Source organism: Aurantimonas endophytica (genome assembly GCF_014196845.1).
Taxonomy (GTDB): Bacteria; Pseudomonadota; Alphaproteobacteria; order Rhizobiales; family Rhizobiaceae; genus Aurantimonas; species Aurantimonas endophytica.
On record NZ_JACIEM010000001.1, the window covers coordinates 1,576,897 to 1,583,729 of the forward strand.

The following is a 6,833-nucleotide window of genomic DNA, read 5'->3' on the forward strand; positions in this document are numbered from 1 at the left end:
ATGCGCTCTTGTCTGCAAGTCCCGGCAGGCCGGATCAGGACGGCCGCCTTGCGGCCGCATGGGGGTTGGCTCAGAAAAGTTCGACGTCGCCGATCGTCTGCGGCATACGCGCCGGGGCGACCGGTATGCGCGGCATCGCCGCCTTCTCGAAGAAGATCTGCCGCGCGCGCCCGGACTGCGGCCAGTACTCGATCCGCCGCCCGGACAGACCACCGAGGCTGCCGCCGAGATAGGTGATCTTCTCCATCCGCAGGAAGCGTTCCGCGAAGGCGGCGTTCTTCGCGCCGACATCGGACAGACCCTCCACCGTACGCGCCCCGCCGAACAGCTTCGCTTCCAGGCGGCCGCGACGGGCGCCTCGCTGCATCAGGCCGTTGACCAGCAGCTCCATCAGATAGAGACCGAAGCTCTCCGCGCGGCCACCCTCGTAGTCGCTGCTCCCCGGCAGCAGGAAGTGGTTCATGCCGCCGACGCCCGCCTCGGGGTCGCGGATACATGCGGCGACGCACGAGCCGAGGAGTGTCGTCAGAACCGTGCCTGCTCCGTCCTCGACCTTCGACTCTCCCTGCATGACGTGAACGCGCCGTGCTTCCATTACATTGCTCACTGGCGTTACTGCAGCGGCCCGACGACCGCTTCCATCGTCTTCTTGAGCACGGGCAGGGTGATCGGCTTGGCGAGGAAGTTGTTGACGCCGCACTGTGCCGCCTGCTGGACCAGTTCGCGATCCCCCTTGCCGGTCAGGATGATGAACGGCGTCTTCTTCGTCGGGCCATAGGCGCGGATCGCCTTCAGCAGCTGAATGCCGTCGAGCTTCGGCATGTTGAAGTCGGAGATGATGATGTGGCAAGGCGCGGTCATCATCGTGCGGAGAGCTTCCTCCCCGTCCGTGGCGAAGACGATGTTCTTGATCCCGAGTTGCTCGAGCGCGTCGCGAATGAGCATTCGGCTCGTGCGGTGGTCGTCGACGATCAGGACCTTCAGGTGATCTTTGATGCTCATTGCGCCGTACCTCTTGTATGCATTAGACGCCGGACCCTTGAATGTTTCCCCCAGCCAAAGCTGAAAATTTGCGGCTTATCCGAAAAACTGCGGTGTGGCCGGTTCATGCGAAAATCTGCCGCGCGACCCGCGCGAGCGGCACGCGCTTCTCCGCCGCGCCGATCTCGTAGGCGACGCGCGGCATGCCGTAGACCAGCGACGAATCCTCGTCCTGGGCGATCGTGCGGGCGCCGCAATTGCGCATCTCGAGCAGGCCCTGCGCACCGTCTCGCCCCATGCCCGTGAGGATGACGCCGGTCATGCGACCCTTGAAGTTCTTGGCGATCGAGGCGAACAGGACGTCCACCGACGGCCTGTGCCCGCAGACCGGTCCGTCCTCGACCAGGGCGATGCTGGGCTGCACACCCTTGCGCAGCATCATGTGTCGCCCGCCGCCGGGTGCCAGATACACCCGGCCGTTCCGCACCAGGTCGCCCTCCTTCGCCTCGGTGACATGCGCAGGGCAGGCCCGGTCGAGACGTGCCGCGAAGGAACCGGTGAACGCGGCGGGGAGATGCTGGACGATCAGGGTGGGCGGGCAGTCGGCCGGAAACTCCGCCAGGACCTGCATCAGCGCCTCGACGCCGCCGGTCGACGAGCCGATGCCGACGAGTTCGGGTCCGGTCGCACTCGGCGTGAGAGCCGCGGCTGTGCGGCCCCTGGGAGCCCCGTCCCGGCGACGCGCCAGACCCGCCCGCGCCCGCGCGGCTTCCTTCACCAGGCCCGGCAGCGCCTCGAACGTGTTGCTCTGCGCACCCGGCTTGGCGATGCAGTCGAACGCGCCGATTTCCAGCGCCGCCAGCGTCGCCGCCGCACCGGGCGCCGTGAGGTTGGACACCATGATGACCGGCGTCGGGCGGAGCCTCATGATCTTCTCGAGAAACTCGATGCCGTTCATGTCCGGCATCTCCACGTCCAGCGTCACGACGTCGGGGTCGAGCGCCTTCATCATCTCGCGGGCCTCGTAGGGATTGGCCGCCTCCCCGACCACCGTGATATCCGGATCGCCGCCGAGGGCATGACGGATCAGGGCGCGCATGGTCATCGAATCGTCGACGACCAGCACGCGCGCGGGTGCCCTTGCGCTAACGGCGATGTCGGCGGGGGCCCGGCTGTGGTTCGTGTTCACCGCCCTAGGCCCCCGTCTTGCGATACGAGGTGTTGGATTCGTAGGTAAGGACGGCCGTTGCCGGCCCGCCGAGCCGCTCGGAGTGCCCGACATAAAGGTAGCCGCCGGGCTGTATCCGTTCAGCAAAGCGCTTCCAGACCCGCTCGCGCGTCTGCTGGTCGAAATAGATCGTCACGTTGCGGCAGAAGATCGCGTCGAACCTCCCCTTCATCGGCCACTGGCCGATCAGGTTGAGTTCGCGGAACACCACGAGGTCGCGCATCGCGTCCACCACCTCGAAATCCATCTCGTCGGTACCGCCCCGCCCCGTTCCGGCGATGGGCGGCGCCGGGCGGAACCACCGGCGGCGGTATTCCGCCGGGACGCCGCCGAGGTCGCTGGCGCCGTAAATGCCGGCGCGGCCGGTGGCGACGACGTTCGGGTCGATGTCCGTGGCAAGGATGCGGATGTCGTGGCTCGCCGCGTTCGGCATCATGGCCAGCAGCGTCATCGCCATCGAATAGGGCTCATGCCCCGTCGAGCAGCCGGCCGACCAGAGCCTGACCCGCTCGCCCTGCCTGGCAGCCTGCAGCAGCGGCGGCAGCAGGTGCTCCCGCAGATGGTCGAAATGGTGCTTTTCGCGGAAGAAATGCGTGACGTTGGTGGTCAGGGAGGCAAGCATCGTCATCCGCTCGCCTGCGTTCGAGGAATCGGCGACCAGGGCGCAATAGTCCTTGAAGCTGGCGATCCCGAGCGTGCGCAGCCGCTTCGACAGCCGGGAATAGACGAGGTCGGTCTTGGATGGAGACAGGTGGATGCCCGCATCCTTGTAGAGCATGTCCGCGATCTTCAGGAAGTCGGCTTCGGTCATCGGGAACTCGCCCGCGACGATGGAGACGGTGTCTCCCCGTCCGGTCCTGGCCGGCCTGTCCTGTCTCGTCTGACCGGTTACCACTCGAATCTCCACGGTATTGCCATTTCAGCGTTCTCGGGCCGCCGCCTCGATGCGGCGACGGCGAGTGTGTCGCTCAGGCGGCTGCCTGCAGCTGCGGCAGGACGTTGTCGGTCGCGATCAGCGAGATCATGCGCGTGTCGATCGCCATGACGCCGCGGACGAACTGCCGGGCGAGTTCCGAGGCGATGTTCGGCGTCGGCTGCAGCGCATCGTCCGTCACGGTGAGGATGTCAGACACCCCGTCGACCAGGAGGCCGAAAAGCTGCTGTTCGGCGCGTACGACGATGATGACGCTGCGGGCCGTGGGCGCCGTACTGGCAAAGCCCAGCCGCGCCGCGAGATCGACGATCGGAAGCACGGCGCCGCGCAGGTTGATCACGCCGATGACGTAGGACGGAGCATGCGGCAGGGGCGTCGCGGCCGTCCATCCCCGGATTTCGCGCACCGCCATGATGTCCACGCAGAACTCCTGCTCCCCCATCCGGAAGGCGATCAGCTCGCGGGTATGCGCATCGCCGCGATTGTCGTTGAGATGGGGCATGGTGATCCCCGAGGTCATGTTCATGAGATTCACTCCGCTGCGTGCTGTAGGCCGGGGTTGAAGGCGCCGTCGATGCGCGACGTTGCCACGATCGCGTCGACGTCGAGGATGAGCGCGACGCGGCCGTCGCCGAGGATGGTGGCGGCGGCGATACCGGGCACCCGTCCGTAATTCGCTTCCAGGCTCTTGATCACCACTTGCCGCTGGCCCTGGATCGCATCGACGAGCAGCGCCGAGCGTGTTCCGTTCTCGGCTTCCACCAGGATGGCAACGCCGGTCGTGGCGCTCGTCGTATCATTGGAGTAGGCGAGTTCCCGCGCGACATCGACGAGCGGCAGGAACGTGTCCCGGACCTTGATCAGCCGCGCGTCGCCGCCGAAGCTCTTCACTTCCTCCGGCTTCGGCTGCAGCGTCTCGACGATCGCCGTCAGCGGCACCACGGCGGTCTGATCGCCGACCGAGACGATCATGCCGTCGAGGACGGCCAGCGTCAGCGGCAGGCTCATGGTGAAGGTCGATCCGCGTCCGGGCTTGGAGTTGATCGAGACGCGGCCTCCGAGCGCCTGGATGGAACGCTTGACGACGTCCATCCCTACCCCGCGGCCCGACAGTTCCGAAATCTCGGTCGCCGTCGAGAAGCCGGGCATGAAGATCAGATTGTCGATCTCCTCGTCGGACAGGCTGGCATCGGCCGACACGAGCCCCTTCTCGATCGCGATTTCGCGAACCTTCTTGCGATTGATGCCCGCGCCATCGTCCGAAATCTCGATCACGATGCGGCCGGAGCGGTGCATGGCCGCGACGCGTACGGTGCCTTCCTCGGCCTTGCCGGCCTCGCGGCGAACCTCCGGCTTTTCCAGCCCGTGGTCGATGGCGTTGCGGATCATGTGGGTCAGCGGATCGGACAGCCGTTCGATCACCGTCTTGTCGACTTCCGTCGCCTCGCCCTCGGTCACCAGGCGGACCGACTTGCCGGCGATGTCTGCGACTTCCCGGACCAGACGTGGCAGCCGCTGGAACACGGACTTCACCGGCTGCGCACGGATCGCCATGACGCTGTCCTGGATCTCGCGCGTCAGCTGCTCGAGCTCCTCGAGGGCGACGGCGACATCGGAGGCGCGGGCGAGGCCGGCCTGGAAGGCCCGCTGAGAGAGCATCACCTGGTGAATGACCAGTTCTCCGACGAGGTCGATCAGGCGGTCGACGCGCTCGAGGTCGACCCGGATGGTCTGACCCGCGGCGGCGGCCGCACCCTGCGTCTTCTGATCGGCGGATTCGGCCTTTGCCGCGGGCGCCACGGACGCGGCTGCACGCGTTAGCGACGGGCCCGCATCGGCGGCTTCCGTCGGTTCCGCGACGGGTTCGGCGGCCGGCTCTGCCGCAGGGGCGTTTTGCTTCGCCGGTTCCGGAGTGACGTCGCCGCGTATCCGGGCGAGAAGATCCGCCAGGTCACTGTCGACGGCCGAGCCGTCCTCTTCCTCCGGTTCCTCGACAAGCGCTTCGATCGACAGGTCGCAGTTTCCTTCCACGAAGTCGAAGACCTCGCGGACCTTGTCCTCGCTCTGCTCGGTCTGCAGATCGATCGTGAAGGAGAGATACGCCCCCTCCGGGTCGAGCTCCTCCAGGCCGGGCAGTTCGCTGGTGTCGCAGGTGACGACCGTCTCGCCGAGCTCGGCAAGATCGCGCAGGATCCGGACGGCGTCGTTGGCGTTGGCGTAGAGCGCCGCATGCGGCCGGAAGACGATGCGGTAGCGGCTCTCGCCACCACCGCCCAGCATCTCGCCGAGATCCACAGCGACCGGGATGAAGTCAAAGTCGGGGATGCCATCATCCTGCGCCGGAGCCTCGGCCTCGGAAGCCTTGGCGCCGACCAGGGCCTTCAACTCAAGGACGAGCGTGGCGTTCCTTTCCGCGTCGCAGATCCCGTCGTCGCGGGCCGCCGTCACCAGATCCGCAAGCGCATCGGCAGCGCGGAGCATCACCTTGATCACCTGGTCGCTGGGCTCGAGGCGGTCCGAGCGAAGTTCGTCCAGGATCGTCTCGAAGACGTGGGCGAACCGCACCAGCTCGTCGAGGCTGAAAGCCCCCGCCCCGCCCTTGATCGAGTGGACGGCGCGGAAAACGGCATTCACCGTATCGGAATCGGCCACGCCATTTTCGATGGCGAGGAGGCCGGCTTCGAGTTCAGCGAGTTGTTCGGCACACTCTTCGAAGAAGGTCTGCCGGATTTCGGCCATCGCATCCATGGTTGCACCCTGTTCTGGTCGTCAGTTCCGGCATAAAGCGCGGGGCATTCCGTAAGCTTGCCGGCCACCCGCGGAGTTCGATCAGGCTGCGACGCGGTTGATCGCGTCGAGCAGCTTGACCGGGTCGAAGGGCTTGACGATCCAGCCGGTGGCTCCTGCGAGACGGGCACGCTGTTTCTTCTCCGCGTCGCTCTCGGTGGTGAGGACGAGGATCGGGATCGCCCGGCGCGACGGGTCCCCGCGGACCGCCTCGATGAACTGGAAGCCGTCCTTGCGGGGCATGTTGATGTCGGTGATGATCACGTCGGGCTCGACGGTCATCTCCTGCAGCACCTGTATGCCGTGCTCACCGTCCTCGGCCTGCACCACGGTGAAACCGGATGAGGACAGGGTGGCGCGCAACATTTCGCGGATCGTGCGCGAATCGTCGATCGTCAGAATGGTCATGCTCATGCTGCAGTATCCCTGTCGCTGAGGGTTCCCGAGAGACCCATGAGTTCAACGCTGTTGCGGAACGCCTCGGATGGCTCCGCAATCTTGAAGCTGACCGCATCCGCCTGCCATGTCGCGGCGGCCGCCAGCAGTACCTGGACGCACTGGCCCCCGACCTTGCTGACGCCCGAAGCGTCGAGCACGATTGGCTTGCCTCGCAGCTCAACGAGCTGATCGCAAAGCGGGCCGGCAGCCTTGAGGTCGAGGACCGCCGACAGGTCTATGGCTGCCGGCTTTAGGGACGTGGGACGTCGGGCCATCAGAACTCCTCCCAGCTTTCGCTATCGGCATGGGTTGCGGGGGCTGCGCCGCCGCGGCCGATGGTCTTCATCTGCGTGGTCGTGCGGGACGCCAGGCGCTGGACCCGCGAGACGTTCGCCGGCGCGAGGCGGCCGGCCGGGCTCGCCGAGGTCCTGAACTTCGCCATCGCCGCGGCGAGCTCCTCGGTCT

The 6,833-nt window shown here is 66.5% G+C and carries 8 protein-coding genes and 1 pseudogene; all 9 read right to left on the reverse strand.

Annotated features, from left to right (window positions below; translation table 11 throughout):
* Positions 1–70: 70 nt before the first annotated feature.
* A complete protein-coding gene (locus tag GGR03_RS07710) occupies positions 71–595 on the reverse strand; it encodes a chemotaxis protein CheD (protein ID WP_183206939.1) in 525 nt (174 codons plus the stop codon).
* A gap of 17 nt (positions 596–612) precedes the next feature.
* Positions 613–1,002, reverse strand: a complete 390-nt coding sequence (locus GGR03_RS07715; protein WP_183206940.1) for a response regulator — start codon at positions 1,000–1,002, stop codon at positions 613–615.
* Positions 1,003–1,105: 103 nt separating this feature from the next.
* Positions 1,106–2,170 (reverse strand): protein-glutamate methylesterase/protein-glutamine glutaminase, encoded by a 1,065-nt coding sequence (locus GGR03_RS07720; protein WP_343058668.1) that lies wholly within the window; start codon positions 2,168–2,170, stop codon positions 1,106–1,108.
* Between the two features lie 4 nt (positions 2,171–2,174).
* A complete protein-coding gene (locus tag GGR03_RS07725; protein WP_183206942.1) occupies positions 2,175–3,020 on the reverse strand; it encodes a CheR family methyltransferase in 846 nt (281 codons plus the stop codon).
* A gap of 157 nt (positions 3,021–3,177) precedes the next feature.
* Positions 3,178–3,663, reverse strand: coding sequence for a chemotaxis protein CheW (locus GGR03_RS07730; protein ID WP_418884970.1), 486 nt, complete (start codon positions 3,661–3,663; stop codon positions 3,178–3,180).
* An 11-nt stretch (positions 3,664–3,674) separates the two neighbouring features.
* Positions 3,675–5,891, reverse strand: coding sequence for a chemotaxis protein CheA (locus GGR03_RS07735; RefSeq protein WP_183206943.1), 2,217 nt, complete (start codon positions 5,889–5,891; stop codon positions 3,675–3,677).
* 81 nt (positions 5,892–5,972) lie between these two features.
* The gene (locus GGR03_RS07740; protein WP_183206944.1) at positions 5,973–6,344 is read right to left on the reverse strand and encodes a response regulator; all 372 of its coding nucleotides are present in this window, start codon (positions 6,342–6,344) and stop codon (positions 5,973–5,975) included.
* Positions 6,341–6,643 (reverse strand): STAS domain-containing protein, encoded by a 303-nt coding sequence (locus GGR03_RS07745; protein WP_183206945.1) that lies wholly within the window; start codon positions 6,641–6,643, stop codon positions 6,341–6,343. The genes GGR03_RS07740 and GGR03_RS07745 overlap by 4 nt, the downstream gene beginning before the upstream one ends.
* Positions 6,643–6,833, reverse strand: a pseudogene (locus GGR03_RS07750) (methyl-accepting chemotaxis protein); the annotation flags it as partial. The pseudogene GGR03_RS07750 and the gene GGR03_RS07745, both read right to left, overlap by 1 nt.

Bases quoted from the DNA above. Each gene is read 5' to 3' on its own strand.
- GGR03_RS07740 (WP_183206944.1), bottom strand. From the start codon at position 6,344: ATGAGCATGACCATTCTGACGATCGACGATTCGCGCACGATCCGCGAA.
- GGR03_RS07725 (WP_183206942.1), bottom strand. From the start codon at position 3,020: ATGACCGAAGCCGACTTCCTGAAGATCGCGGACATGCTCTACAAGGAT.
- GGR03_RS07735 (WP_183206943.1), bottom strand. From the start codon at position 5,891: ATGGATGCGATGGCCGAAATCCGGCAGACCTTCTTCGAAGAGTGTGCC.
- GGR03_RS07745 (WP_183206945.1), bottom strand. From the start codon at position 6,643: ATGGCCCGACGTCCCACGTCCCTAAAGCCGGCAGCCATAGACCTGTCG.
- GGR03_RS07730 (WP_418884970.1), bottom strand. From the start codon at position 3,663: ATGACCTCGGGGATCACCATGCCCCATCTCAACGACAATCGCGGCGAT.
- GGR03_RS07710 (WP_183206939.1), bottom strand. From the start codon at position 595: ATGGAAGCACGGCGCGTTCACGTCATGCAGGGAGAGTCGAAGGTCGAG.
- GGR03_RS07715 (WP_183206940.1), bottom strand. From the start codon at position 1,002: ATGAGCATCAAAGATCACCTGAAGGTCCTGATCGTCGACGACCACCGC.